Consider the following 25,075-nt stretch of genomic DNA (forward strand, 5'->3'; position numbering starts at 1 on the left):
TGAATTCACGCCTGCGGCTGCGGCTCAAGCCCGCCGTCGCTCTCCTTCGGCCGGCCGCGGCCGGCCGAGGGGACCGAGGAGCCCCGGGCGGGGGTCGGGGGCACGTCGCCGCCGTCGCGGATCGGCGGCTGGCCCTTCAGGAGGTTGCGGATCTCCTCGCCCGAGAGGGTCTCGTATTCGAGGAGCCCCTGGGCCAGGGCCTCCAGATCGTCCTTGTGCTCGGCCAGGATGCGGCGGGCCTCCTCCAGGCCGGTCTCGACCAGGCGGCGGACCTCGGCGTCGATCTTTTGGGCGGTCGATTCCGAGACCGATTGCTGCCGGCCCATCGACATGCCGAGGAAGACCTCGTCGTTGTTCTCGCCATAGGCCACGGTGCCGAGCTCGGGGGAGAAGCCCCAGCGGGTCACCATCATCTTGGCGAGCCGGGTCGCCTGCTCGATGTCCGACTGCGCCCCCGAGGTCACCTTGTCCTGGCCGAAGGTCATCTCCTCGGCGATGCGGCCGCCCATCATGATCGCCAGCCGGGAGGTCATCTGCTCGAAGCTCATGGACAGCTTGTCGCGCTCGGGCAGCTGCATGACCATGCCGAGCGCCCGGCCGCGGGGGATGATCGTCGCCTTGTGCACCGGGTCGGTGGCCGGGACGTTGAACGCCACGATGGCGTGGCCGCCCTCGTGATAGGCGGTGAGCCGCTTCTCGTCCTCGGTCATCACCAGGGTGCGCCGCTCGGCGCCCATCATGACCTTGTCCTTGGCGTCCTCGAACTCGTGCATCGTCACGATGCGCTTGCCGCGACGGGCGGCCAGCAGCGCGGATTCGTTCACGAGGTTCATCAGGTCGGCGCCCGAGAAGCCGGGGGTGCCGCGGGCGATCACCTTGAGATCGACATCGGGGGCCAGCGGCACCTTGCGGACGTGGACCCGCAGGATCCGCTCGCGGCCAGTGACGTCCGGGTTCGGCACCATGATCTGGCGGTCGAACCGGCCCGGACGCAGCAGCGCCGGGTCGAGCACGTCGGGGCGGTTGGTCGCCGCGATGATGATGACGCCCTCGTTGGCCTCGAACCCGTCCATCTCGACGAGGAGCTGGTTGAGGGTCTGCTCGCGCTCGTCGTTGCCGCCGCCGAGCCCGGCGCCGCGATGGCGGCCGACCGCGTCGATCTCGTCGATGAAGATGATGCAGGGGGCGTTCTTCTTGGCCTGCTCGAACATGTCGCGCACGCGGCTGGCGCCGACGCCCACGAACATCTCCACGAAGTCGGAGCCCGAGATGGTGAAGAACGGCACGTTGGCCTCGCCCGCGACCGCCCGGGCGATCAGGGTCTTACCGGTGCCGGGCGGGCCGACGAGCAGCACGCCGCGGGGGATCCGGCCGCCGAGCCGCTGGAATTTCTGCGGGTCGCGGAGGAATTCCACGATCTCCTGGAGGTCTTCCTTGGCCTCCTCGACGCCGGCGACGTCATCGAAGGAGACGCGCCCGTGGGCCTCGTTCAGGAGCTTCGCCTTCGACTTGCCGAAGCCCATGGCCCGGCCGGCACCGGATTGCATCTGGCGCGACAGGAAGATCCAGGCGCCGATGAAGACGAGGATCGGCAGCCAGCTCACGAGCAGCTGGATGAACCAGGGGGTGTTGTCCGACGGCGGACGGGCGGTGATCTGCACGCCCTTGCCCTGGAGCTTGGAGACCAGGCTCGGGTCGTTGGGGGCGTAGCTCGTGAAGTTGCCGCCGCCGACATAGGTGCCGGACACGTCCTGCCCGGAAATCACCACCGATTGGATCTTGCCGGAATCGGCGTCGTTGAGGAGCTGGCTGTAGGCGATCTCGCTGCCGCCGCCCCGGTGGCCGGGGTTTTGGAACAGGGTGACGAGGGCCAGCACCAGCAGGAAGATGACGACCCACAAGGCAAAGTTGCGAAAATTCGGGTTCATCGATCAATCCTTGGCGTGTGCGACCCCCAAGACGGACGCGTCCCTCGGCAGTTCCGGTCCATCCGTGCACACCCCGCCAATGTAGGCGGGGGGCTCTCCCTTGCCAAGTAATTCGGGGGCCCCTGCGGCGAGGGCAGCATCCGGGGCCCGATCCGCCGCCCGCCGGCGCGGGGGTGCGGGGGCGAGACACAGGGTGGCGGCCCCGTCGGTGGAGACCAGAATCCCCGCCAGCGTGCGCCGGATCGCCGAGCGGCCGCGCAGGGCCGGCAGCAGCGATTCGAGGACGAGGGCTTCGAGGCGTTCGAGGCGGCGGGGCGCCGCGCCCGCCCGGGTCAGGGCGAGGTCGACGCACCGCAGGGCCACGGCCTCCGGCAGGGCCGCGAGCGCGGTCCCGTCGAGGCGGATGCGTCCCTCGGTCTCCGGCAGCCGCACCGCGTCGAGGGCCTGCGCGGCGGCGATTCGCAGCGCGGCCCCGTCGCGGGCGGCGCGCGCGGCGAGGCGGGCGAGGCGCGCCGGGGTCAGGCCCTCCCGCTCCAGGATCGGCCAGGCCGCGCGCAGGCGCCCGCGGGCGAAGCGCGGGTCGGCGTTGCCGGGGTCGCGCAGGTAGGGGATGCCGCGGGCCTCGCACCACGCCACCAGGGCGGATTTCGGCAGGGTCAGGAACGGCCGCCCCAGCCCGATCCCGGGCGCCAGCGCCCGCGCGGCCCGCATGCCGGCGAGCCCCGCGGGGCCGCTGCCGGCGGCGAGGCGCATCAGCACCGTCTCGGCCTGATCGTCCCGGGTATGGCCGGTGAGCACGAGGCCGGCGCCGACCCGCCGGGCCTCGGCGGTGAGCAGCCCGTAGCGGGCGGCCCGGGCCGCCGCCTGCAGGCCGGTCCCGGGCTTCGGCCCCGCCCAGGCGAGGATCGCGTGCGGCAGGCCGAGGGCCCGGGCCGCGCGGCCGACCGCCTCGGCCTCCGCGCGGGACTCCGGGCGCAGGCCGTGATCCACCGTGGCGACCTGCACGGCCGGGGCGCCGCGCCCCGCACGCAGGTGCGCAGCTAGGTGCGCGGTGGCGTGCATCAGGCTGGTCGAATCGGGTCCGCCCGAGACGGCGAGGAGGAGGCCGCAGCCATCGCGCACGGCGCGGTCGAGCCAGGGCGCGAGGGCGTCGCGGACCGGGTCGTCCGATCCGCTCAAGCGCCGCAGCGGACGCGCTTCTGCTCGCGCGCCACGCCCTGGCGGACGCCCGTCCCGGCATTCGGGAACTTCCGGTCGAGCTCGGCCAGGGTCGCGCAGGCCTGCTCGCGGGCGCCCAGGGCGGCGAGGGTGACGCCGAGCTTGAGCATGGCGTCGGGGGCCTGGGCGGAGCGGGCGTAGTCGGTGGAGACTTTCAAGAACTGCTCGGCGGCCTCGCGGTTGCGGCCGCGGGCGAGGTAGCTCTCCCCGAGCCAGTAGGTGGCGCCGGCGACGCGGTTGTCGCGGGGATGGGACTGGATGAACTGGCGCAGGCCCATCTCGGCCTGCTCGTACTGCTTGGCGCGGAACAGCTCCACCGCGGCGTCGTAATCCGCCGCCGGGTCGCCGGGCCGGGTGGCGGCGACGCTCTCGCTCTCGGAGGGCCGGGCCGGGATCGCGCCGGTCCGGGCCGGCGGTCGCAGGTCCACCGGCTCGTCGGAGCCGGGGGCGGCGGTGTCCGCATCCTCGTCCTCGGTCGCCCCCTCGGTCACCCCGTCGAGCGCCCCGTTGATCGCCCCTTGGGGCAGGCGCTGCGGCCGGGGCGCGGCCGTCTCGACGGCCTCCCGGGGCGGCAGCGGCGCGGAGGGCTGGGTGCTGCCGAGCTGCATCGGCGCGCCCGGCGCCCCGGGGGCCTGCCCGGGGTCGAAGGCGTCGCCGCGCTTGCCCGGCCGTCCGGAGCCCGGATTGACGCCGTTGACGCCGCCGGCCGGACCCGCGGCGGGCGGCGCGGCCGCGGGCGCAGGCCTGCCGCCACCCTTGCCCTCACCTTTGCCCTCGCTCAGCCGGAACTCGACATCCTCCTGGAACTTGCGCAGCTGCTCCTTGAGCTGGCGGTTCTCGTACTGGAGGGTCTCGATCTGCCCGGCCATCATCCGGGACTGGTTCTCGATGCGCCCGAGGCGCACCACCAGCTCGGAGGCATCCTGCGCCACGGCCGGATGGCCGAGGAGCGCGGTGGCCAGGGCGGTGACGAGCGCGAGGCGGGTGCGAAGGCGGGCGGGCATGAGGCGGCTGCGGTCCAGTGGCGGCGCGAGCCCCTATCAGATGCGCCGGTCCGCGGCAAAACTGCGGCGGGGCGGCGGATCCCGTCCCGTGCGGGCTGCGCGGCCGTTCCACGACGGTAGCCGAGGCCTGCCATACCCGCCCCCTCCCCCGCAGAGGGGGAGGGAGACGTGCCTGGGACCGGCCATTGCCTGTGTCCGGACGCGATGCGTGACTCCGCGTCGCCCGGGCCGCAACGGCCGCCCGGACCGGCGGAGCCTTACGCCCCGGCGCCGCGGTCGAGCACGATCACCGCCCGGCGGTTCTGCGACCAGCAGGAGATGTCGTTGCACACCGCCACCGGCCGCTCCTTGCCGTAGGAGACCGTGCGCATCCGGTTGGCCGCGATGCCCCGGGTGGCCAGGTAGTCGTTGACCGACTGAGCCCGGCGGGCGCCCAGGGAGAAGTTGTACTCGCGGGTGCCGCGCTCGTCGGCATGGCCCTCGATGATGAAGGTGTAGCGCGGGTAGCGCTGCAGCCACGCGGCCTGCTTGTCGAGGGTCGCGGTGGCGGTGGGGGTCAGGTCGGTGGAATCCGACTCGAAGAAGACCCGGTCGCCGATATTAACGACGAAGTCCTGCGCGCTGCCCGGGGTCGCGGCGCCCGCACCGAACGCGGAAGCGTCGGCGAGGTCCTTGTCGTTGCTGCAGGCGCCGAGACCGAGGGCGGCGACGAATGCGAGGCCGAGGGCGGCGGCGCGGAAACGCTGGGGCATGGGTTCAAACTCCTCGAGCGGTGCCGAAGGCCGGCTGCGGGTCTTCGAGGCGGGTCCGCGTCGTCCTGGATGCCGTTCGTAGGCGCGGATGGTTAAGCGACGGTTCCGCCGCGCGGGGCGGGGCCGTGGTGACGGCCCGTGCCGGGCGGTGGCGTGCGCTGTCGCACCCGGAATGCGGCGGCGGCGGGGCGGCCCGTCCGAGCAGGCGATTTCCGCCGCGCCGGTTGCGGCGATGCCACAGGGATGCGTCCCGGGCCGGTCTTTAAGATATCGTCAACCCTATCGATCCTTGAATGGTCGTGCCGACCACCGGATATCGTTCATGCGCCCCGCCCCGTGTGTTCTCATCGTCGAGGACAGCTATCTGCTGCTCGAGATCATCGCGAGCCTGTGCGAAGCGCAGGGCATCCGGGTCATCGAGGCGTCGAGCGGCGAGGCGGCGCTGACGCTCCTGCGGGCCCGGGGCGGCGAGATCGACTGGCTGTTCACCGACATCCATCTGCCCGGGCTGATCGACGGCTGGACGGTGGCGCACGCCTACCGGGCGCTCCACGCCGACCGGCCGGTGGTCTACACCTCGACCGATGCGAACCGGCGCGGCGGCGTGCCCGGCAGCCTGTTCCTGCGCAAGCCGTTCCAGGTGCAGGAGGTCAACCGGCTGGTCCGGATGATGGTCGAGGGCCCCGGCGCGGCGATGCCGCTCAGCGCGGCGGGCTGAGGGGGTTCAGCCCGCCCGGAACAGGGCCGCGATCTCCGGGGCGGCGAGCCAGGATTCGACCCGCGACGCGGTGAGGTCGCCGGCGGGCATCGCGTCGTAGAGGGAAAAGCTCGCCGCGATGAAGCCCGGCAGGTCGTAGAGCACCGGGAACTCGTCGCCCAGCACCTTGGACTTGAACGCCTTGCTCTTGAACAGGTACGAGCCGGTCAGCCCGAACAGCTCGGCGATCGGGGGGTAGATCGGCCAGATCACGTCCTGGGTCAGCGCGTCGCCGAGGTAATCCTCGATCGCCACGGGCTCCGGGGTGAGGCCGCTCTCCGTGAGCAGGCGGCGGGCGATGTCGCCGATGACGTGCACCTTCGGGTGGTTCATCAGGTGCATGAAGGCGCCGCGGCGCGCCCAGCGGGTCAGCTCCCGCTCCAGGCCGAAGCCCAGGGCCTCGGCGGACGAGACCAGCTCGCGCACGGCCGGATCCCAATGGTCGAGATAGCCGAGCCGCCGGAACACGTCCTCGCGGAACAGGCCGGCGGTGTGCCCGATGGCGAGGCCGAGCCGGTGGGCAGTCAGCGCGATCGCCGAGTGGTACTGCCCCAGGGGCGAGGGCGCGAGCTTCAGCGCGGCGAGGTCCGAGGCCTGGCCGGCATAGATCATGTCGGGATGGAAGGCCGAGAACACGATCGACGGAAACAGCCTGAGACGGGGGTCGGCGGCGCGCAGGGTGGCGGCATCGCCCCCCGGGATCAAACCGGCCGGGAAGGTCTGCGAGAAGACGTGGTCGTGGGTGCGCAGCGTCCTGATCAGGCCGTCGACATGGCCGTGGTCGCGCTTCAGCGAGCCCATGGGCAGGTAGCGCACGGGACTCTTCGGCGCGAGCAGGCGCATCGCCTGGGCGACCCCCCGGGCCTGGCAATTGCCCAGCACCGCGATGGACGGCCCGTCGCGGGTGGTGGCCGCGCGCGACCGGTTCCGCCATGGTGTCGCCCAACTGGGCGTCGACAGGGAAAACGCGCTGCGGGCGCGCCGGGGCAGGTCGTTCAGGGCCACGTCGCGTGCCGGTGTCCGCGGACGGCGCGACGCCCCCGAGGGCGGTCGCCGTCGTGAAGAAGAGGGTTCGAGGATGGCGTTGAATCCGTATACGGGTCTACCGGCCGAGCGATTCTGGCGCAAGGTCGTGACCAACGTGCCGCCCTTCGCGGTCAATCCGCACCCGAAGGACACGTTCGTGATCGCGCCGACCGACAAGGTCGCCACCGGCGGCTCCTGCTTCGCGCAACGGGTGGCCGAGGCGGTGCGCGGCGCCGGGTTCAACTACTACCTGACCGAGCCGCCGACCCCCGGGATGAGCGCCGAGGAGGCCAATGCCCGCCAGTTCGGCACCTTCTCGGCCCGGTACGGCAATCTCTACTACACGCGCCAGTTCGTGCAGCTGTTCGACCGGGCCTACGGCCGGTTCGAGCCGGAGCTGAAGGCGTGGCTGCGCGACGACGGCCGCTACGTCGATCCGTTCCGCCCCACCGTCGAGCCGGCCGGATTCGCCAGCGAGGCCGAGGTGATCGCGGCCCGCGACGCGCATCTGGCCGAGGTGCGCCGCCTGTTCGAGACCCTGGACGTGTTCGTGCTGACCTTGGGCCTCACCGAGGGCTGGCGCTGGCGGGCCGACGGTGCCGCCCTGCCGCTGGCCCCCGGGGTCGCGGGCGGCACCTTCGATCCGGATCTGTATGAGTGCGTCAATGCCGGCGCCGGCGAGGTGCTGGGCGACCTCAACGGCTTCCTCGACCGGCTCTGGAGCGTGAACCCCAAGGCCCGGGTGATCTTCACGGTCTCGCCGGTGCCGATGATCGCCACCTACATGGACCGGCACGTGATGGAATCGAACAGCTATTCCAAGTCGGTGCTGCGGGTGGCGGCCGGCGAGGTGGTCGGCCGGGGCGATCCGCGGGCGGTGTATTTCCCGGCCTACGACATCGTCACGAGCAATGTGAATGCCGGGCGCTACTACAACGAGGACCAGCGCACCATCAACGACGCGGGCGTGCGCCACGTGATGCGCCTGTTCCTGGCGACCTTCGCCCGCGACCGGGCCGCTGCGGCCCCGACCCACGCCCCCGTGGACCTCGCGGCGGAGTTCGAGGGCAATGCCGGCGTGATCTGCGACGAGGAGGAGATCGAGCGCAGCGTGGCGTAGGTCCGGTCAGGTTTGCCTTCGGGCGGGCGTTTCGGGCAAGCTCGGCCACACGCGCTATTCCGGAGACGAATCCCTTGAGCCTGCCCCCGCCCCGCCACGCCGATCACGCCATCGATCCGGTCTTCGTCGCGCGGCACTCGCCCCGCGCCTTCACGGGCGAGGCCGTGCCCGAATCCGAGCTGATGCGGATGATCGAGGCGGCGCGCTGGTCGCCCTCGGCCTACAACTCGCAGCCCTGGCGCTTCCTCTACGCGCTCCGGGGCGACGCCCACTGGGACACCTTCCTTGGCCTGCTGGTATCCGCCAACCAGACCTGGGCCTCGGGCACCGGCGCGATCCTGTTCCTGGTCTCGAACGGGCTCATGAAGGTCGGCGACGCGCTGAAACCGTCCTACAGCCACTCCTTCGATGCCGGCAGCGCCTCGCTCGCATTCCAGCTCCAGGCGATCCACCAGGGCTGGCACGCCCACGGCATGGTCGGGTTCGACCATGTCCGGGCCCCGGAGGTGCTGCGCCTGCCCGAGAACCACCGGATCGAGGCCGCCTTCGCGGTGGGGCGCAAGACACCCGAGGCGGAACTCGCCGAGGAGCAGCGGCCCCGCGAGACGCCGAACGGCCGCCGGCCGATCACCGACTTCACCCTCGCGGGGCCGTTCCCGGCCGCCGCAGGTTGAGGCGACGCGGAACCGGCGCCTTCGACCGGGGATTGTGTCCGCAGCGCAACGCCGGTCCCGGATCGATCCGGTCCGCCCTGCGACGAATCGGGAGCTGGCTCATGGATCCGTCCGACAAGGCCGAAGCGGCCGCCGGGTTCCTCGATGACGGACGGTTCGACCACGCCTCAGGGCTGCAGAGCGTCGCCGACCGCCACGGGGTCAGCCTCGAGGCGGTGCGCCACCTCATGCGGGCGCTGGAGCGCGGCCACGGCACCATGGCGCAGTTCGACCATCCCGATCTCGGCGGGATGGGCCAATGGTTCTCCGGCGGCATGGTGATGGTCGGCCGGATGTTCGACGACGCGCTGAAGGCGCGGGTCGGCGGCCTCTGCACCGAGCTGGCGTCGGCGCTGCCGGCGGGGGGTTTTTCCGGATCGGAACCCGTATCCCATGGGAGCGGCGGCGCGTGGTGGCCCGCCGGCCTCGGATCCCCGGCCAGCACCGGCTCGCAGAACGGGCTGCGCTACGCCTATTTCCCGGAGACGCGGCGGCTGGCCGTCGAATCGGGCTCCGGCGTCGCCCTCTACGATACCGGCGAGCACCACATCTCCGGGGTGTCGCAGGCGAATGGCAGCCTCGACTTCACCGGCCCGCGGGGCGCCGTCGCCCTCGACCGCCTGCGCCGGATCGAGGCGGAGACGGCGGCTCCACGGCAGGCCGATCCGGCCGAAACGCCAGCCGCACCGGCGCCCTCACCCGCGACCGACGTGCTGGCGACGATCGAGCGGCTGGCGGAGCTGCACGCCCGGGGCGTGCTCACGGAGCGGGAATTCTCCGACAAGAAGGCGGAGCTGCTGGCGCGGCTGTGATTTTCCCAGGGCTGCCGGCCTCCCTGAGGGGATGCGGGCGAGGGGGCGAAGTTTTCCCCGCCGCCGACCGGCCCCTGGCCGCTCAGGCGATGCCGGCCCGCAGCAGGTCGTGGACGTGCACGATGCCCACGGGCCGTCCGTCCGTGACGGCGAAGACCGCGGTGATGAGCCGGCGGTTCATCACCTCCAGGGCGGCCTGGGCGAGCTTGTGCGGCTCCACGGTGACCGGGTCCCGGGTCATCACCGCCGAGACCGGCGTGTCGAGCAGCGCCGGGCCCATGTGGCGGCGCAGGTCGCCGTCCGTGACGATGCCGACGAGGCGCCCGGCCCCGTCGGTCACCCCAACGCAGCCGTAGCGCCGGGCCGCGATCTCGATCAGCACCTCGGACATCAGCGCGGTCTCGTGGACCAGCGGCATGTCCTGGGGGCCGTGCATCACCTGCTGCACGGTCTTGAGCCGGGCGGCCAGCGTGCCGCCGGGATGCAGGGTGTGGAACCGGGCCGAGGTGAAGCCGCGCCGCTCCAGCAGCGCCACCGCCAGGGCGTCGCCGAGCGCCAGCTGGATCAGGCTGGAGGAGGTCGGCGCGAGGTCGTGCGGGCAGGATTCCCGCACCCGGGGCAGCTCCAGCAGCACGTCGGCGGCGCGGCCGAGCGTGCTCTCGCCGTTGCGGGTGATGGCCACCAGGGGGATCGAGAACCGGCGGCTGAAGCCGACGAGGTCGGACAGCTCGGCGGTCTCCCCCGACCACGACAGGGCGACGATCACGTCGTCCCGGGCGATCATCCCGAGGTCGCCGTGGCTCGCCTCGGTGGGATGGACGAAGAAGGCGTGGGTGCCGGTGGAGGCCAGGGTCGCGGCGATCTTGCGCCCGACATGGCCGCTCTTGCCGATGCCGCTGACGATGACCCGGCCCTTGCTCTGCAGGATCGTCTGCACCGCCTCCTCGAAGGCCGCGCCGAGCCGGCCCTGGAACGCCGCGCTCGTCTCCTGAAGGGCGGCGATGCCCAGTTGCAGGCTGCGCATCCCGAGGTCCCGGGTGGTTGCGAGGTGCGCCGACGGCGCTTCGTAGCGGTCGTCGCGCAGGGCGCTGGAGGCGGGAGCGTTCATCGTTTCCGTTCTGGACCGTCCGGCCGGATCCGCGGGCCGGACGGCGGCGCGGCGCAGGTCCGGCGACGCTAGGCAGCCGTCATGGTTGAAATGTGACGCGGGGACGACGCAGCGACGCAGCGTGGTCGGCGCGGCCCCGGTTGAAGCCGCGCCCGCGCGGGTCCATGCTGGTCTGACGCCAGCCCGCGCTGCGGGTCCGAAGGAGGGCTTAAGCCCCATGACCATCCGCTTCCCCGATCCCGATCCCGCCATCCTCGCCCGGCGCGAGGCAATCCTGGCCGGCCTCGCGCCGCTCGTGGCGCCGGAGGCGCTGGTGGTGAGCGAGGACGAGCGCCGGGCCTTCGAGACCGACGGGCTCACCGCCTACCGGCAGATGCCGCTCGCCGTGGTCCTGCCCTCCACCACCGCGGAGGTGGCCGCCGTGATGGCCTATTGCCACGCCAACGGCGTCCGGGTGGTCCCGCGCGGCGCCGGGACCTCGCTGGCCGGGGGCGCCATCGCGCAGGCCGACGCGATCATCCTGGGCGTCGGCAAGATGACCAAGGTGCTCGACCTCGATTTCGCCAACCGCACCGCCCGGGTCCAGAGCGGCATCACCAACCTGGCGATCTCCGGGGCGGTGACCCACGAGGGCTTCTTCTACGCCCCCGACCCGTCGAGTCAGCTCGCCTGCACCATCGCGGGCAACATCGCGATGAATTCCGGCGGCGCGCACTGCCTGAAATACGGCGTGACCACCAACAACCTCCTGGGCGTCACCCTGGTGCTCAACGACGGCACCGTGGTGGAGATCGGCGGCCAGCACCTCGACAGCCCCGGCTACGACCTGCTCGGCCTCGTCTGCGGCTCGGAGGGGCAGCTCGGCATCGTCACCGAGGCGACGGTGCGGATCCTGCGGGCGGCCGAAGGCGCGCGCCCGGTGCTGGTCGGCTTCTCGAAGGTTGAGGATGCGGGCGACTGCGTCGCGGCGATCATCGCGGCCGGCATCATCCCGGTGGCGATCGAGTACATGGACCGCGAGGCGATCCTGATCACCGAGGACTTCGCGAAAGCCGGCTATCCCCGCGACGCCGAGGCGATGCTGATCATCGAGGTCGAGGGCTCGGACGCCGAGTGCGACGGGATGCTGGCGCGGATCGAGGCGATCGCCCGGGACTTCCGGCCGACCAGCCTGCGGGTCTCGCGCTCGGAGGCGGAATCCGCCGCGATCTGGAAGGGCCGCAAATCGGCCTTCGGCGCCACGGGCCGGATCTCCGACTACATCTGCATGGACGGCACGATCCCCACCGGGCAGCTCGGCCCGGTGCTGGAGCGGATCGGGGCGATCTGCGCCGAGCAGGGCCTGCGGGTCGCCAACGTGTTTCATGCCGGCGACGGCAACCTGCACCCGCTGATCCTGTTCGACATCAACAAGCCCGGCGAATTGCAGAAGGCCGAGGCGGCGGGCGACGAGATCCTGAAGCTCTGCGTCGAGGTCGGCGGCTGCCTGACCGGCGAGCACGGGGTCGGCATCGAGAAGCGCGAGTTGATGCGCTTCCAGTACGATCAGGTCGATCTCGAGCAGCAGATGCGGGTCAAGGCGGTGTTCGATCCGGACTGGATGCTGAACCCCGCCAAGGTCTTCCCCCTGGACGGGCGGCTCGCGGCCTGACCGGGGCCGCGAGCCCCTGACCGGGAACGGTGCGCCACCGTCCCCGGTCGGTCGAGGCCGGTCCGTTCAGGCGGCTTCGACCTTGCGGCCCTTGCCGGCGGTGGCTGCCCCCTTGCGGCGACCCTGGGCGCGGCTCGGAGCCGGCTCCTCGGCGGCCTCGGCCTCGGCCTGCTGGGCGCGGCCGGGCTGACCGAGGCCCAGGCTCTTGGCGAGGGCCGAGCGCTGCGCGGAGTAATTCGCCGAGGTGGTCGGGTAATCGGCCGGCAGACCGTAGCGCTCGCGGTAGCTCTGCGGATCCATCCCGTGCTTGGTCAGGTGGCGCTTCAGCGTCTTGTACGACTTGCCGTCGATGAAGCTGACCAGGCCGTCGGGGCGGATCGACTTGCGGATCTGGGCCGGCGTCGGCCGCTCGACAGTCTCGGTGGCCGGCGCCGACGGGCCGGAACCGATGGTGTTCAGCGCATCGTGGATGCTCGCGATCAGCGCCGGCAATTCAGCCGACGGGAGCGAGTTGTTGGAGACGTAGGCCGCGACGACGTCCACGGTCCGTTCGATGTAATCCAGTTGCGATGTCGGCGCAGCGTCAGACATTCTCTCTTTCCTTGCTTCGAAGCTTGATGAGGTCTCCTCTGTTCGCGAGTTAAGACACCAGCCAAAAAAAGCAAGGCGATCGACTTCGTTCTCTGTGATCAGCCAAAAGTCTAAGTATGCATCAACCCGTGATGGCTACAGGGTCAGGTTGCATTGGCGGCATTTGGAGGGCACTTGCGGAGCTCTTTACCGCACCCTGACCTGTGAATGCTGCGCCGATCCGCAAGACGGGTTTTCGTAGAGAACAGAGACCTTTACACCCGAGATGAGTGGCCGTCTTGGACCGTCCTCGACGGCGGTTCATCCCCGTTCGTCGGCGTTGCGAAAAATTCGCGCACGGTTTGCGAAAGTTTTCGCGACTCGGCCGGATGTCCGGGGCCCGCGGCGCGGCTCCGGAGGCTCAGGCGGCACCTGAAAACCTCAGGTTCCCGTCAGGCGAAGGTCTTGCGCGGGTCGAACGCGTCGCGCACCGCCTCGCCGGCGAAGACGAGCAGGCTCAGCATCACGGCGATGACCAGGAAGCCGGTCAGCCCGAGCCAGGGCGCCGTCAGGTTGTCCTTGCCCTGGGCGAGGAGTTCGCCGAGCGAGGGCGAGCCCGGCGGCAGGCCGAAGCCGAGGAAGTCCAGGGAGGTCAGCGTCGTGATCGACCCGTTCAGGATGAACGGCAGGAAGGTCAGCGTCGCCACCATGGCGTTCGGCAGCAGGTGGACGGTCATGATCCGAATATTCGACAGGCCCAGCGCCCGGGCGGCGCGGACGTATTCGAAGTTCCGGGCGCGCAGGAACTCGGCCCGGACCACGCTCACCAGCGACACCCAGGAGAACAGCAGCATGATCCCGAGCAGCACGAAGAAGCCGGGGGCGATGAAGGCCGAGATGATGATGATCAGGTAGAGGGTCGGGATGCCGCCCCAGACCTCGATGAAGCGCTGGAAGGCGAGGTCGACCCAGCCGCCGAAATAGCCCTGCACGGCCCCGGCCACGACGCCGATGGCCGAGGAGATCGCCGCCAGGATCAGGCCGAACAGCACCGAGATGCGGAACCCGTAGATCACCCGCGCCAGCACGTCCCGGGTGGTGTTGTCGGTGCCGAGCCAGTGCCAGGGGATGTCGGCGCAGGTCGTGCCGCCGAGCTTTTCCGCCACCGGCCGGCACTGGGCATCCGATAGCATCCAGGTCGGGGGCGACGGCGAGGGGGTCGGCAGGTCCTCGTTGATCGTGTCGTAGGAGAACGGGATCGGCGGCCAGAGCGCCCAGCCGTTCTGCGCGATCTCCCGGCGGATCTCGGGGGAACGGTAGTCGGTCTGGGCGAGGAAGCCCCCGAACGTCTCCTCCGGATAATCGACCAGCACCGGCACCAGCCAATCCCCCTTGTAGGACAGGAGGATCGGCCGGTCGTTGGCGATGAACTCGGCAAAGAGGCTGGTGACGAACAGGATCGTGAAGATCAGGAACGACCCGTAGCCGAGCCGGTTGCGGCGGAAATTGTCGAGGCGGCGGCGGTTGAGCGGCGACAAGCCCCGGCGCTGGGCCGGGACGGGCGGCGGGGGCGCCCCCTCGTCCGGCCGCAGGACGATCGGCTGGGCGCCGGGCATCGGCGCGGGCACGACCTCGCTTTCGCCGGGACGGGCGACCTCGTTCATCGCAGCACCCTCCCGCGGCGGACCGGCGGTGGGGATCCCGGCCCCGCCGCCCGCCGCGCCAGGGGGCTGGCGCGCAGGCGGCGTCCGGGCTCGGCCGCCCCGGGGGCGTTCAGCCGTCGATCCGGGTCGCGGTGCCGTCGATCTCGGCCGGGCGCAGGCCGCCGCTGCGCTCCATCCAGCGGCGCAGCAGGCGCACGTTCCGGCGGTTGGCCTTGAAGGCGGCGTCGAACAGGTCGCCCGCCACCGGCACCGCCCCGATCAGCCCGTCGAAGGCGACGTTGAGCCCCATCCGGGTCACCAGCCAGCGCGGCGCCCCGAGGCGCCGGGCCTCGTAGACGATGTAGGAGGAGATCACCATGCCGGCCACGTCGCCGATCACCGGGACGAGGCCGATCAGCGCGTCGAACCCGACCCGCCGGTTGATCCCCGGGATCACGAAGGCCGTGTCCATCAGGTGGGCCAGCGTCTCCAGCCGGGCGAGGCTCGCCTCGGGGCCGAGATCCGCCGACAGGAATTGCGGCCGGCCGCCGGGACGGGCCTCGCCGCCGGGAAAGGTCTCGGCGCGGGCGAAGCGCCCGGCCGGGGAAGCCTGGGTGACAGTCATGGTCGGGATCCGTGGGGAGGACATCCTCCACAACGGCGTGCCCCCCCGGCCGGATCCCGGCCGGCCTTGCGCCCGCGCGTCTCACGCCAGCCGTCCCGGCGAGATCCGTCCCGGCGGGCCCGGCGAAGCAGGGGCGTCGGGACGCGTCGCGGCAGACTGCGCTCACCGGGGTCGCCGCCAGGCCGCGGGTCGCGGGGACGAGGAATGCGGTCGCCCCGGCGCGGCGAGGACCGGGTTCATGCGGGGCGGACCGCGGTTGGGGCGGGCGGGCGTCGGGGCATGTCCGCCTGTAGCACGGCTCCGGACCGGTGCGGAATGTGCGCGGCCGCACAGACCCGGTTCCGCGCCCGAAACAACCGACTGACGAATGTTGACTTTCATCACTCGTATCGTAGGTTGCCATCACGGCTGGAGCGGCGCTCACGCCGGTGGGGCTTTGCCCCCTCGCCCCGTCAGCGGGGTGCCGCTCCGGTCCTCTCGAAGGGCCATCGACTTGCGGGTCGGTGGCCCTTTCGTCATGTCCGGGACCGGGCGACCTCGGATGCGACGATGCGGACGATGACGCGCTGCCTCCTCTTGGCCCTGCTGATCGCGGGCCTCGGCCTGACCCTGCGCCGCGCCCTGCCGGTCACCCCCGTGGATGCCGCGTTCCACACCGTCCTGCGGGCCTACGCGACCCCGGGCCCCGGCGCCGGGGAAGACCAGCAACACGAATGAAACGTCGCCGCCCTAGTGACGGCGCATTGGCCGGTCACCTGTAGGCCCTGCCGGCGCGACGGCCCTGTCGCCGCGCTCGTCATGGCGCCGCGATGAACCCTATCGCCGCGGCAAGGAGCCGTTCTGGCCCCGGAGAGCTTTATGGGCTTACGCTCGCGCATGCGGGAGTCGAGGCCGCCGTGTCACGGCACGGCATCGATCTCCGGCGGCGGTCTCCGGGGCGCGGCGGGATGCGGCACCTCCGGGACCGGTCGGGGGGTTTGGACAGCGAAAGGATAGGGCACCGGCGGTCGCGCAGGCGGCCGGCATGGGCTCTAATCAGGCATGAACGAGAGTTCACCGATCCGGACCGACACTGCCCGCGCCTATCAGCCCGGCGAGGCGCCCGCACGCGAGGTCCGCACGCGGCGGTTCCGGCCGATCCGCTGGCTCGTGATCCTGGTGCTGCTCGCCGGCGCCGGGGCGATCGGCCATCGCTGGTACGAGGCGCGCACCGACAAGGCGGCCGAGCCCGCGACGGCGCATCGGGGCGGCGGCCGGCACGGCGGCGGCGGCGACATGCCCCAGGCGGTGGGCATCGCCACCGCGACCACCGGCGACATGCCGGTGGTGCTCCAGGGCCTCGGCACGGTGACGCCGCTGGCCACCGTGACGGTGAAATCGCAGATCAGCGGCTATCTCACCCTGGTGAAGTTCCGCGAGGGCCAGGCCGTGAAGGCGGGCGACGAACTCGCCGAGATCGATTCCCGCCCCTACGAGGCGCTGCTGGCCCAGTACCAGGGCCAGCTCGCCCGCGACCAGGCGCTGCTGCAGAACTCGAAGCTCGACCTGCAGCGCTACCAGACCCTGAACCGGCAGGATTCGATCTCGAAGCAGAACGTCGACACCCAGGCCGCCCTGGTGAAGCAGAACGAGGGCACGGTCGCGGCCGACCAGGCGCTGGTCGACCAGCAGAAGCTCAACATCGCTTACACCCACATCACCTCGCCCGTGGACGGACGGGTCGGCCTGCGGCAGGTCGATCAGGGCAACTACATCTCGGCCGCCTCGACGGCGATCGTGGTGGTGACCCAGCTCCACCCGATCTCGGTGATCTTCACCCTGCCGGAGGACGACGTGGCCCGGGTGATGCGCCAGGTCCGGGCCGGCGCCAAGCTCGCCGTGCGCGCCTACGACCGCGGCGACGCCCACCAGATCGCCACCGGCACCCTCGACACGGTCGACAACCAGATCGACACGACCACCGGCACGGTGAAGCTGCGCGCCCTGTTCGACAACGGCGACGAGGAGCTGTTCCCGAACCAGTTCGTCAACGCCAAGCTGACCGTCGACACGGTGCGGAACGCCACCCTGGTGCCGAACGCGAGCCTGCTCCAGGGCACGCCCGGCACCTACGTCTACCTGATGGACGGGGACAACAAGGTCACGGTCCGGCCGATCAAGACCGGCGAGACCGACGGGACCAACACCGTCGTGGCCTCCGGGCTGAACCCGGGGGACCGGGTCGTCACCGACGGCACCGACCGGCTGAAGGACGGCGCCCCGGTCCGGATCACCGAGGGCGCGCAGGCGGCCGCGGGCGACGGCAAGGCCGCGGAGGCGAAGCCGGCCGAGGCTGCGGCGGCGGACGCCCAGGGGACAGCGGAGGGCGGTCGTCGGCACCGGCGCCGTCAGGCGCAGTGAGTTCGGGGTTGGCGGGCGACAGCCGCTTCACCCCCTCCCCCCTCTGCGGGGGAGGGTGGCCCCTGCGTCAGCAGGGGTCGGGTGAGGGGCGCGACGCTTCCGAATTGGTCGCAGCCTTCATGAGGGCCAGCGCTCTCTCCTGCACCGTCGCTCCCCTCTCCCCCCCTGCTTCGCAGGGTACCCTCCCCCGCAGAGGGGGGAGGGAGAAGGCGCGCGCGTCATGAACCCGTCCCGCCTGTTCATCCTGCGCCCGGTCGCCACGACGCTCTTGATGCTGGCGATCCTGATCGTCGGCGGCGTCTCGTACCTGAACCTGCCGGTCTCGGCGCTGCCGGCCGTCGACTATCCGACGATCCAGATCCAGACCTTCTATCCCGGTGCCAGCCCCGAGGTGATGACCTCCTCGGTGACCGCGCCCCTGGAGCGGCAGTTCGGGCAGCTCGCCAACCTCAACCAGATGACCTCGCAATCCTCCGCGGGGGCCTCGGTCATCACCCTGCAGTTCAGCCTGGACCTGTCGCTGGACATCGCCGAGCAGCAGGTCCAGGCGGCGATCAACGCCGCCGGCAACCTGTTGCCTTCGGACCTGCCGGCGCCGCCGATCTACGCCAAGGTCAACCCGGCCGATGCCCCGGTCCTGACCCTGGCGCTGACATCGAAAACCCTGCCACTGACCCAGGTGCGCGACCTCGCCGAGTCGCGCCTGGCCCAGAAGATCAGCCAGGTGGCGGGCGTCGGCCTCGTGAGCATCTCAGGGGGGCAGCGCCCCTCCGTGCGGGTGCGGTTCAACGCCCGGGCGCTCGCCGCCTACGGGCTCAACATCGACGACCTGCGCACGACCATCACCAACCTGAACGTCAACACGCCCAAGGGCACGATCGACGGGCCGAAGCAGTCCTACGCGATCGACGCCAACGACCAGATCCGCGATCCCAAGGCCTACAACGCGGCGATCATCGCCTATCGCAACGGCGCCCCGGTGATGCTCTCGGAGGTGGCCGACGTGGTCGAGGGGCCGGAGAACACCAAGCTCGGCGCCTGGGCCGACACGACGCCGGCGGTGATCCTCAACATCCAGCGCCAGCCGGGCGCCAACGTCATCGCCACCGTCGACAAGATCAAATCCCTGCTGCCGCAGCTCCAGGCGAGCCTGCCGGCCGCCGTCGCGGTGGCGCCGCTCACCGACCGCACCACCACGATCCGCGCCTCCGTGGACGACGTGCAGTTCGAGCTCGGCCTCGCCATCGCCCTGGTGGTGCTGGTGATCTTCCTGTTCCTGCGCAGCCTGTCGGCGACCCTGATCCCGAGCCTGTCGGTGCCCCTGTCGCTGGTCGGCGCCCTGTCGGTGATGGACCTCTACGGCTTCTCCCTCGACAACCTGTCGCTGATGGCGCTGACCATCGCCACCGGCTTCGTGGTCGACGACGCCATCGTGGTGATCGAGAACATCGCCCGGCACGTCGAGGCCGGCGATTCGCCCCTCGAGGCGGCGCTCAAGGGCTCCCGCGAGATCGGCTTCACCATCATCTCGCTCACCGTCTCGCTGATCGCGGTGCTGATCCCGCTCCTGTTCATGGGCGACGTGGTCGGGCGCCTGTTCCACGAATTCGCCATCACGCTGGCGGCCACGATCGTGATCTCGGCGGTGGTGTCGCTGACCCTGGTGCCGATGCTGTGCGCCCGGCTCCTGAAGCACGTGCCGGAATCGCAGGTCCGCCGCCGGGAGGGCGCCCTGTCCCGCCTCGGCCGGCGCGCCATCGACGGCACGATCGAGGCCTACGGCCGCGCCCTGCGGGTCGTCCTCGACCATCAGGGCCTGACCCTGCTGGTGGCCCTGGGGACGCTGGCGCTCACCGCCTACCTGTTCGTGGTCATCCCCAAGGGCTTCTTCCCGGTCCAGGACACCGGCGTGATCCAGGGCATCACCCAGGCCGAGCAGTCGGTCTCCTTTGCGGCCATGGCCGAGCGCCAGCAGCGGATGGCCGAGATCGTCCTGAAGGACCCGGATGTCGCCAGCCTGTCGTCGTTCATCGGGGTCGACGGCCAGAACGTCACCCTCAATTCCGGCCGGATGCTGATCAACCTGAAACCCCGGGAGGCGCGGACCGATTCCGCCAGCGCGATCATCCGGCGGATCTCGGCGGCGGCCGCGGGGGAGCCCGGCACGCGGCTCTACATGCAGCCGGTCCAGGACCTGACCATCGACACCGCGGTCTCGGCGACCCAGTACCAGGTCATCCTGGAGAGCCCGAACATCGACGATTTCGAGACCTGGGTGCCGCGCTTCACCGAGGCGCTGGCCAAATCGCCCGTGGTCAGGGACGTGGCCAGCGATCACCAGGGCCAGGGGCTCGCCGCCTACGTGACCATCGACCGGCCCACCGCCGGCCGCTACGGCATCACCCCGGCCACCATCGACAACGCCCTCTACGACGCCTTCGGCCAGCGGATCATCTCGACGATCTTCACCCAGTCCAACCAGTACCGGGTGATCCTGGAGGCGGACCCGAGCCTGCACACGACCCTGCGCAGCCTGGAGACGATCTACCTGCCCTCCTCCACGGCCACCAACGGGCAGGTGCCGCTCTCCGCGGTGGCGCGGATCAGCGAGCGGCGGGCGCCGCTGCTGATCTCGCATCTCGGCCAGTTCCCGGCCACCACCGTGTCGTTCAACCTCGCCCCCGGCGCGGCGCTGGGCCAGGCGGTGGAGGCGATCGACCAGGCCAAGGCCGCGATCGGCCTGCCGGCCTCGTTCCGGGTGGTGCCGCAGGGCTCGGTCTTCGCCTTCCAGGCGGCGCTCAGCAACGAGCTGTTCCTGGTGCTGGCGGCGATCGTCACCGTCTACATCGTGCTCGGCGTGCTCTACGAGAGTTTCATCCACCCGATCACCATCCTCTCGACGTTGCCGTCCGCGGGGATCGGGGCGCTGCTCGGCCTGATGCTGTTCGGGCTGTCGCTCGACATCATCGCGGTGATCGGCATCGTGCTCCTGATCGGCATCGTGAAGAAGAACGCGATCATGATGATCGACTTCGCGCTCCAGGCCGAGCGCGAGGACGGGCTGGAGCCCCGGGAGGCCATCTTCCAGGCCTGCCTGCTGCGCTTCCGGCCGATCCTGATGACGACGCTGGCGGCGCTCTTCGCCGCGGTGCCGCTGATCCTCGGCACCGGCGAGGGGTCGGAGCTGCGCCAGCCGCTGGGCATCTGCATCGCCGGCGGGTTGATCGTCAGCCAGGTGCTGACCCTGTTCACGACCCCGGTGATCTACCTGGCGTTCGACCGTCTGGAGCGGCGGATCGCGGGGCGGCGGGGGCCTGAGCTTGAGAGCGGCGAGGTCCTGCCATGATGCGGCGGGACGATCCCAACGCACCCCCTCCCCCCTCTGCGGGGGAGGGTGGCCCCTGCGTCAGCAGGGGTCGGGAGAGGGGAGCGCCGGTGCAGGACGAGGCGGTGACCTTCATGAGGGCTGCGCCCCTTCCGGAAGCCGGGTTCCCCTCTCCCGACCCCCTTCGGGGGCCACCCTCCCCCGCAGAGGGGGGAGGGAGAGCGCATGGCAGTTCCGGCTCAGGCATGCCTCGGAACGACCGGCATCCTGGCAGGCCCGATCCACGCCTGCGCGCCTTCGCCCGCGAGCAGCGGCGGTCCTACACGCGCGCCGAGGACGCCGTCTGGCAGCAGGTGCGCGGCGGACGCGTCCACGGGCTGAAGTTCCGGCGGCAGGTTCCGATCCCGCCGTACATCGCGGATTTCCTCTGTGCCTCCGCGCGCCTGATCGTCGAGCTCGACGGTGAGCCGCACGAGACCGAGGCCCGGCGACTGCGCGATGCGAAGCGCGATGCTTGGCTGAAGAGCCAGGGCTTCACGGTTCTGCGCTTCCCGAACGAGCGTGTGTTGAGCAATCTGGACGCTGTGCTCAATACGGTGAAAGCAGCCATCGCGACGCAATCCGGACATGGCTCCCCCCTCCCCCCTCTGCGGGGGAGGGTACCCTGCGCAGCAGGGGGGGAGAGGGGAGCGACGGCGCAGGATGAGGCATTGCCCGTCCCGTCAGTCGCGCCTTATCCGGAACCCGCGTCCCCTCTTGCGGGACTACGTCCCGGCCCGACCCCTGCTGACGCAGGAGCCACCCTCCCCCGCAGAGGGGGGAGGGAGAGAAGCGGATCCGGCTGCGCCTCGTTGGAAGACCACGGGAGCGCCAGCCCGTGAACATTTCCGAGCCGTTTATCCGGCGGCCGGTCGCGACCACGCTGCTCACGATCGGCGTGCTGCTGGCCGGCCTGTTCGCGTTCCTGAGGCTGCCGGTGGCGCCGCTGCCGCAGATCGACTTCCCGGTCATCCTGGTCCAGGCGCAGATGCCCGGCGCCTCGCCGGAGACCATGGCCACCACCGTGGCGGCGCCCCTCGAACGGCGGCTCGGCGCCATCGCGGACGTCAACGAGATGACCTCCACGAACGCGCTCGGCTCCACCCGGATCGTGCTGCTGTTCGGCCTGAACCGGGACATCGACGGCGCGGCCCGCGACGTCCAGGCGGCGATCAACGCGGCCCGCGCCGACCTGCCGACCGCGCTCCGGCAGAACCCGACCTACCGGAAGTTCAACCCCGCCGACACGCCGATCATCATCCTCGGCATGATCTCGGACACGCTCACCCGTGGCCAGGTCTACGATTCCGCCGCCACGGTGGTGCAGCAGAAGCTGTCGCAGCTGCCGGGCGTCGGCAATGTCGATATCGGCGGCTCGTCCCTGCCGGCGGTGCGGGTGGAGCTCGATCCCACCGCCCTGTTCAACTACGGCATCGGCCTGGAGGGCATCCGGGCGGCTTTGGCCTCGGCCAACGCCAACTCGCCCAAGGGCGAGATCGACGCCGGCGGACGCCGCTACCAGCTCTACGCCAACGACCAGGGCAACAAGGCCGCCGATTACCGCGACATCATCGTGGCCTACCGCAACGGCGCCGCGGTGAAGCTCACCGATGTCGGCCAGGTGCTCGACGGCGTCGAGGACAAGCGCAACCTCGGCATCGTCAACGGCCAGTCTGGCGTGCTGCTGTTCGTCTACAAGCAGCCCGGCGCCAACGTGGTCGAGACCATCCAGGCCGTGAAGGACGCCCTGCCGCAGATCATCGCGGCGCTCCCCGGGGGCATCGACATCAAGCTCACCGGCGACCGCAGCGCCACGATCCGCGCCTCCCTGGAGGCCACCGAGGAGACGCTGCTGGTGGCGGTCGGCCTCGTGATCCTGGTGGTGTTCGGCTTCCTGCGCTCCTGGCGGGCCACCCTGATCCCGGCGGTCGCCGTGCCGATCTCGATCATCGGCACCTTCTCGGCGATGTACCTGCTGAACTACTCGCTCAACATCCTGTCGCTGACCGCGCTGATCATCGGCACCGGCTTCGTGGTCGACGACGCCATCGTGGTGCTGGAGAACGTCCAACGGCACATCGAGGACGGCAAGTCCCGGCTCCAGGCGGCGCTGATTGGCGCCCGGGAGGTCGGGTTCACGGTGATCTCGATGAGCCTGTCGCTGATCGCGGTGTTCCTGCCTATCCTGCTGATGGGCGGCCTCGTCGGCCGGATCTTCCAGGAATTCTCCGTCACCCTGTCCCTGTCGATCCTGATATCCCTGGTGTTGTCGCTCACGACCACGCCGATGATGTGCGCCCGGCTGCTCCGGGCCGAGGGCCATGGCCCCGACGGGGGACCGGCCCCCGGGCGCCAGCCGAACTGGGTGATCCGGATCCTGGAGGGGGGCTTCTCCCGGCTGCTCGACGCCTACGCGCGGACGCTGGCGGTGGCGCTCGCCCATCCGCGGATCGTGCTGCTGAGCCTCCTCGCCACGGTCGGGCTCAACGTCTACCTCTACGTGATCGTCCCGAAGGGCTTCTTCCCCGAGCAGGATACCGGCCAGATGATGGGCGGCATCCAGGCCGACCAGCGCATCTCGTTCCAGTCCATGGAGCAGAAGCTCAAGCAGGCGACGGCGATCGTCGGCGCCGATCCGGCGGTGGAGAGCGTCGTCGGCTTCACCGGGGGGCGCGGCACCAACTCGGCCAACGTGTTCGTGGGCCTGAAGCCGCTCAACACGCGGGCGCCGATCTCCGCCGTGATGGCGCGGCTGCGGCCGAAGCTCGCCCAGGTGGCGGGGGCGCGCCTCTACGTCTTCCCCCGGCAGGACCTCCAGATGGGCGGCCGCCAGAGCTTCGCCCAGTACCAGTACACCCTCCAGGGGGACACCGCCGAGGAGCTGTTTTCCGCCGCGCCGAAGCTGGTGACGGCCCTGCAGAAGGACCCGGTCTTCGCGGACGTCACCTCCGACCAGCAGGAGGGCGGGCTGGAGAGCCGGGTGGTGATCGACCGCAACACGGCCTTCCGCTACGGCATCACCCCGAACAAGATCGACAACACCCTCTACGACGCCTTCGGCCAGCGCCAGGTCTCGACCATCTACAACCCGCTGAACCAGTACCACGTCGTGATGGAGATCGCCCCGCGCTACCTGGAGACGCCGGAGACGCTCAAGCAGATCTACGTCTCCACCTCCGGGGGCAACGCGGCCGGCTCGGCCACCACCAATGCGGTGGCCGGCACCGTGGCGGCGGCGGGGGGCGTCAACACCAACGCGGCGACCGGCACCAGCAGCCCGGGCAGCGCGTCCGCCGCGTCGACCGCGACCGGCGCCGCCGCCGGCACCGGGGCGGTGGGCGGCAGCACGGGCAGCACCGGCGCGGTCGCGGCGGCCGCCGCCTCGGCCAGCACGGCCGACACCGCCTCGAACGCCGCCGCCATCGCGTCCGATTCGGCCCGCAACGCCTCGTCCAACGCCATCGCGGCCTCGAAGGGCGGCGCCTCGTCCAGCGCCCCGGTCTCGGCCGCCAAGGAAACGATGGTGCCGCTCTCGGCCTTCGCCCGGATCGAGCCCGGCAGCGCCCCGGTCCAGGTGAGCCATCAGGGCCTGTTCGTGGCCACCACGATCTCGTTCAACCTCGCCCCGGGCAAGAGCCTGTCGGACGCCACCGACGCCATCGACCGGGCCATGGCGTCCCTGCACCTGCCGGCGACGATCCACGGCGAATATGCCGGGGCGGCCAAGAACTACGTCGCCTCGGCCTCGCGCCAGCCGCTGCTGATCCTGGCCGCCATCCTGGCGGTCTACGCGGTGCTGGGAATCCTGTACGAGAGCTTCGTCCACCCGCTGACGATCCTCTCGACCCTGCCCTCGGCCGGCGTCGGCGCGGTGCTGGCCCTGCTGGTCACCGGCACCGACTTCACGATCATCGCGCTGATCGCGGTGTTCCTGCTGATCGGCATCGTGAAGAAGAACGCCATCATGATGATCGACGTGGCGATCGACGCGGAGCGGACCCGGGGCGCGAATCCCGTGGACGCGATCCGGGAGGCCTGTCTCCTGCGCTTCCGGCCGATCATGATGACGACGCTGGCGGCGATGCTCGGCGCCGTGCCGCTGATCCTCGCCAACGGCGAGGGCGCGGAGCTGCGCCGGCCCCTGGGCATCGCCATCGTGGGCGGATTGATCGTGAGCCAGATCCTGACCCTCTACACCACCCCCGTCGTCTACCTCACCCTGGATCGCCTCCGGCACAGGGTGCTCGACCGCCGCAGGCGCGCCGGGCGGGGCGGAGAAGCGGCGCTGCCGGCCGGAGAGTGATGGTTAAGGTTTCACGTGAAACATCGGCGGCCGCGGTCGTGCGCGCGACACGCCCTCTCCCCTCTGCGGGGGAGGGTACCC

At 71.0% G+C, this 25,075-nt stretch carries 19 protein-coding genes; 10 read left to right on the forward strand and 9 right to left on the reverse strand.

What is annotated here, in order from left to right:
• Positions 1-5 precede the first annotated feature (5 nt).
• The 4 genes from ftsH to pal all read right to left on the reverse strand — a co-directional run bounded on the left by ftsH (position 6) and on the right by pal (position 4,902).
• Positions 6-1,928: an ATP-dependent zinc metalloprotease FtsH gene (ftsH, locus tag AC3IF1_RS02825; protein WP_243973094.1), complete on the reverse strand. Its 1,923-nt coding sequence runs from the start codon at positions 1,926-1,928 to the stop codon at positions 6-8.
• A gap of 3 nt (positions 1,929-1,931) precedes the next feature.
• Positions 1,932-3,107, reverse strand: a complete 1,176-nt coding sequence (gene tilS, locus AC3IF1_RS02830; protein ID WP_243973093.1) for a tRNA lysidine(34) synthetase TilS — start codon at positions 3,105-3,107, stop codon at positions 1,932-1,934.
• Entirely contained in the window at positions 3,104-4,150 is a 1,047-nt protein-coding gene (gene ybgF / locus AC3IF1_RS02835; protein WP_489215693.1) for a tol-pal system protein YbgF, read from the reverse strand. Before ybgF ends, tilS begins: the two co-directional genes overlap by 4 nt.
• A gap of 257 nt (positions 4,151-4,407) precedes the next feature.
• Positions 4,408-4,902, reverse strand: a complete 495-nt coding sequence (pal, locus tag AC3IF1_RS02840) for a peptidoglycan-associated lipoprotein Pal (RefSeq protein ID WP_489215695.1) — start codon at positions 4,900-4,902, stop codon at positions 4,408-4,410.
• A gap of 322 nt (positions 4,903-5,224) precedes the next feature.
• Here pal and AC3IF1_RS02845 point away from each other — a divergent pair, with 322 nt between their 5' ends.
• Positions 5,225-5,620, forward strand: coding sequence for a response regulator (locus AC3IF1_RS02845; protein ID WP_243973086.1), 396 nt, complete (start codon positions 5,225-5,227; stop codon positions 5,618-5,620).
• A 6-nt stretch (positions 5,621-5,626) separates the two neighbouring features.
• Here AC3IF1_RS02845 and AC3IF1_RS02850 read toward each other — a convergent pair whose 3' ends face one another.
• Positions 5,627-6,664, reverse strand: coding sequence for a WcbI family polysaccharide biosynthesis putative acetyltransferase (locus AC3IF1_RS02850; RefSeq protein WP_489215697.1), 1,038 nt, complete (start codon positions 6,662-6,664; stop codon positions 5,627-5,629).
• Between the two features lie 73 nt (positions 6,665-6,737).
• Here AC3IF1_RS02850 and AC3IF1_RS02855 point away from each other — a divergent pair, with 73 nt between their 5' ends.
• The 3 genes from AC3IF1_RS02855 (at position 6,738) to AC3IF1_RS02865 (ending at position 9,330) form a co-directional block, all read left to right on the forward strand.
• Positions 6,738-7,805, forward strand: a complete 1,068-nt coding sequence (locus AC3IF1_RS02855; protein ID WP_243973082.1) for a GSCFA domain-containing protein — start codon at positions 6,738-6,740, stop codon at positions 7,803-7,805.
• 74 nt (positions 7,806-7,879) lie between these two features.
• The gene (locus AC3IF1_RS02860; protein WP_243973080.1) at positions 7,880-8,479 is read left to right on the forward strand and encodes a nitroreductase family protein; all 600 of its coding nucleotides are present in this window, start codon (positions 7,880-7,882) and stop codon (positions 8,477-8,479) included.
• Between the two features lie 101 nt (positions 8,480-8,580).
• Positions 8,581-9,330, forward strand: a complete 750-nt coding sequence (locus AC3IF1_RS02865; protein WP_489215700.1) for an SHOCT domain-containing protein — start codon at positions 8,581-8,583, stop codon at positions 9,328-9,330.
• Between the two features lie 82 nt (positions 9,331-9,412).
• Here the strand turns inward: AC3IF1_RS02865 and AC3IF1_RS02870 are convergent, their stop codons facing one another.
• Positions 9,413-10,438, reverse strand: coding sequence for a KpsF/GutQ family sugar-phosphate isomerase (locus AC3IF1_RS02870; RefSeq protein WP_489215702.1), 1,026 nt, complete (start codon positions 10,436-10,438; stop codon positions 9,413-9,415).
• Between the two features lie 217 nt (positions 10,439-10,655).
• Here AC3IF1_RS02870 and AC3IF1_RS02875 point away from each other — a divergent pair, with 217 nt between their 5' ends.
• Positions 10,656-12,089, forward strand: coding sequence for an FAD-linked oxidase C-terminal domain-containing protein (locus AC3IF1_RS02875; RefSeq protein WP_489215704.1), 1,434 nt, complete (start codon positions 10,656-10,658; stop codon positions 12,087-12,089).
• A gap of 66 nt (positions 12,090-12,155) precedes the next feature.
• Here AC3IF1_RS02875 and AC3IF1_RS02880 read toward each other — a convergent pair whose 3' ends face one another.
• From AC3IF1_RS02880 to AC3IF1_RS02890, 3 genes are all read right to left on the reverse strand, one after another.
• Positions 12,156-12,680: a Ros/MucR family transcriptional regulator gene (locus tag AC3IF1_RS02880; protein WP_243973072.1), complete on the reverse strand. Its 525-nt coding sequence runs from the start codon at positions 12,678-12,680 to the stop codon at positions 12,156-12,158.
• A 431-nt stretch (positions 12,681-13,111) separates the two neighbouring features.
• Positions 13,112-14,323: an ABC transporter permease gene (locus tag AC3IF1_RS02885; RefSeq protein WP_243973070.1), complete on the reverse strand. Its 1,212-nt coding sequence runs from the start codon at positions 14,321-14,323 to the stop codon at positions 13,112-13,114.
• Between the two features lie 109 nt (positions 14,324-14,432).
• The gene (locus tag AC3IF1_RS02890; protein WP_243973068.1) at positions 14,433-14,927 is read right to left on the reverse strand and encodes a DUF4112 domain-containing protein; all 495 of its coding nucleotides are present in this window, start codon (positions 14,925-14,927) and stop codon (positions 14,433-14,435) included.
• Between the two features lie 558 nt (positions 14,928-15,485).
• On the opposite strand from AC3IF1_RS02890, the gene AC3IF1_RS02895 reads away from it, so the two are divergent.
• The 5 genes from AC3IF1_RS02895 (at position 15,486) to AC3IF1_RS02915 (ending at position 24,994) form a co-directional block, all read left to right on the forward strand.
• A complete protein-coding gene (locus AC3IF1_RS02895; RefSeq protein WP_489215708.1) occupies positions 15,486-15,644 on the forward strand; it encodes a hypothetical protein in 159 nt (52 codons plus the stop codon).
• Between the two features lie 324 nt (positions 15,645-15,968).
• Entirely contained in the window at positions 15,969-17,327 is a 1,359-nt protein-coding gene (locus AC3IF1_RS02900) for an MdtA/MuxA family multidrug efflux RND transporter periplasmic adaptor subunit (RefSeq protein ID WP_489215710.1), read from the forward strand.
• Between the two features lie 220 nt (positions 17,328-17,547).
• Positions 17,548-20,673 (forward strand): MdtB/MuxB family multidrug efflux RND transporter permease subunit, encoded by a 3,126-nt coding sequence (locus AC3IF1_RS02905; protein WP_489215712.1) that lies wholly within the window; start codon positions 17,548-17,550, stop codon positions 20,671-20,673.
• 224 nt (positions 20,674-20,897) lie between these two features.
• Positions 20,898-21,533, forward strand: coding sequence for an endonuclease domain-containing protein (locus AC3IF1_RS02910; protein WP_489215714.1), 636 nt, complete (start codon positions 20,898-20,900; stop codon positions 21,531-21,533).
• Positions 21,530-24,994: an efflux RND transporter permease subunit gene (locus AC3IF1_RS02915; protein ID WP_489215716.1), complete on the forward strand. Its 3,465-nt coding sequence runs from the start codon at positions 21,530-21,532 to the stop codon at positions 24,992-24,994. The genes AC3IF1_RS02910 and AC3IF1_RS02915 overlap by 4 nt, the downstream gene beginning before the upstream one ends.
• Positions 24,995-25,075 lie beyond the last annotated feature (81 nt).

The organism is Methylobacterium sp. E-012 (assembly GCF_057836545.1).

Bases quoted from the DNA above. Each gene is read 5' to 3' on its own strand.
- ftsH (WP_243973094.1), bottom strand. From the start codon at position 1,928: ATGAACCCGAATTTTCGCAACTTTGCCTTGTGGGTCGTCATCTTCCTG.
- ybgF (WP_489215693.1), bottom strand. From the start codon at position 4,150: ATGCCCGCCCGCCTTCGCACCCGCCTCGCGCTCGTCACCGCCCTGGCC.
- pal (WP_489215695.1), bottom strand. From the start codon at position 4,902: ATGCCCCAGCGTTTCCGCGCCGCCGCCCTCGGCCTCGCATTCGTCGCC.
- AC3IF1_RS02845 (WP_243973086.1), top strand. From the start codon at position 5,225: ATGCGCCCCGCCCCGTGTGTTCTCATCGTCGAGGACAGCTATCTGCTG.
- AC3IF1_RS02855 (WP_243973082.1), top strand. From the start codon at position 6,738: ATGGCGTTGAATCCGTATACGGGTCTACCGGCCGAGCGATTCTGGCGC.
- AC3IF1_RS02865 (WP_489215700.1), top strand. From the start codon at position 8,581: ATGGATCCGTCCGACAAGGCCGAAGCGGCCGCCGGGTTCCTCGATGAC.
- AC3IF1_RS02870 (WP_489215702.1), bottom strand. From the start codon at position 10,438: ATGAACGCTCCCGCCTCCAGCGCCCTGCGCGACGACCGCTACGAAGCG.
- AC3IF1_RS02875 (WP_489215704.1), top strand. From the start codon at position 10,656: ATGACCATCCGCTTCCCCGATCCCGATCCCGCCATCCTCGCCCGGCGC.
- AC3IF1_RS02880 (WP_243973072.1), bottom strand. From the start codon at position 12,680: ATGTCTGACGCTGCGCCGACATCGCAACTGGATTACATCGAACGGACC.
- AC3IF1_RS02885 (WP_243973070.1), bottom strand. From the start codon at position 14,323: ATGAACGAGGTCGCCCGTCCCGGCGAAAGCGAGGTCGTGCCCGCGCCG.
- AC3IF1_RS02890 (WP_243973068.1), bottom strand. From the start codon at position 14,927: ATGACTGTCACCCAGGCTTCCCCGGCCGGGCGCTTCGCCCGCGCCGAG.
- AC3IF1_RS02895 (WP_489215708.1), top strand. From the start codon at position 15,486: ATGACGCGCTGCCTCCTCTTGGCCCTGCTGATCGCGGGCCTCGGCCTG.
- AC3IF1_RS02900 (WP_489215710.1), top strand. From the start codon at position 15,969: ATGAACGAGAGTTCACCGATCCGGACCGACACTGCCCGCGCCTATCAG.
- AC3IF1_RS02905 (WP_489215712.1), top strand. From the start codon at position 17,548: ATGAACCCGTCCCGCCTGTTCATCCTGCGCCCGGTCGCCACGACGCTC.
- AC3IF1_RS02910 (WP_489215714.1), top strand. From the start codon at position 20,898: ATGCCTCGGAACGACCGGCATCCTGGCAGGCCCGATCCACGCCTGCGC.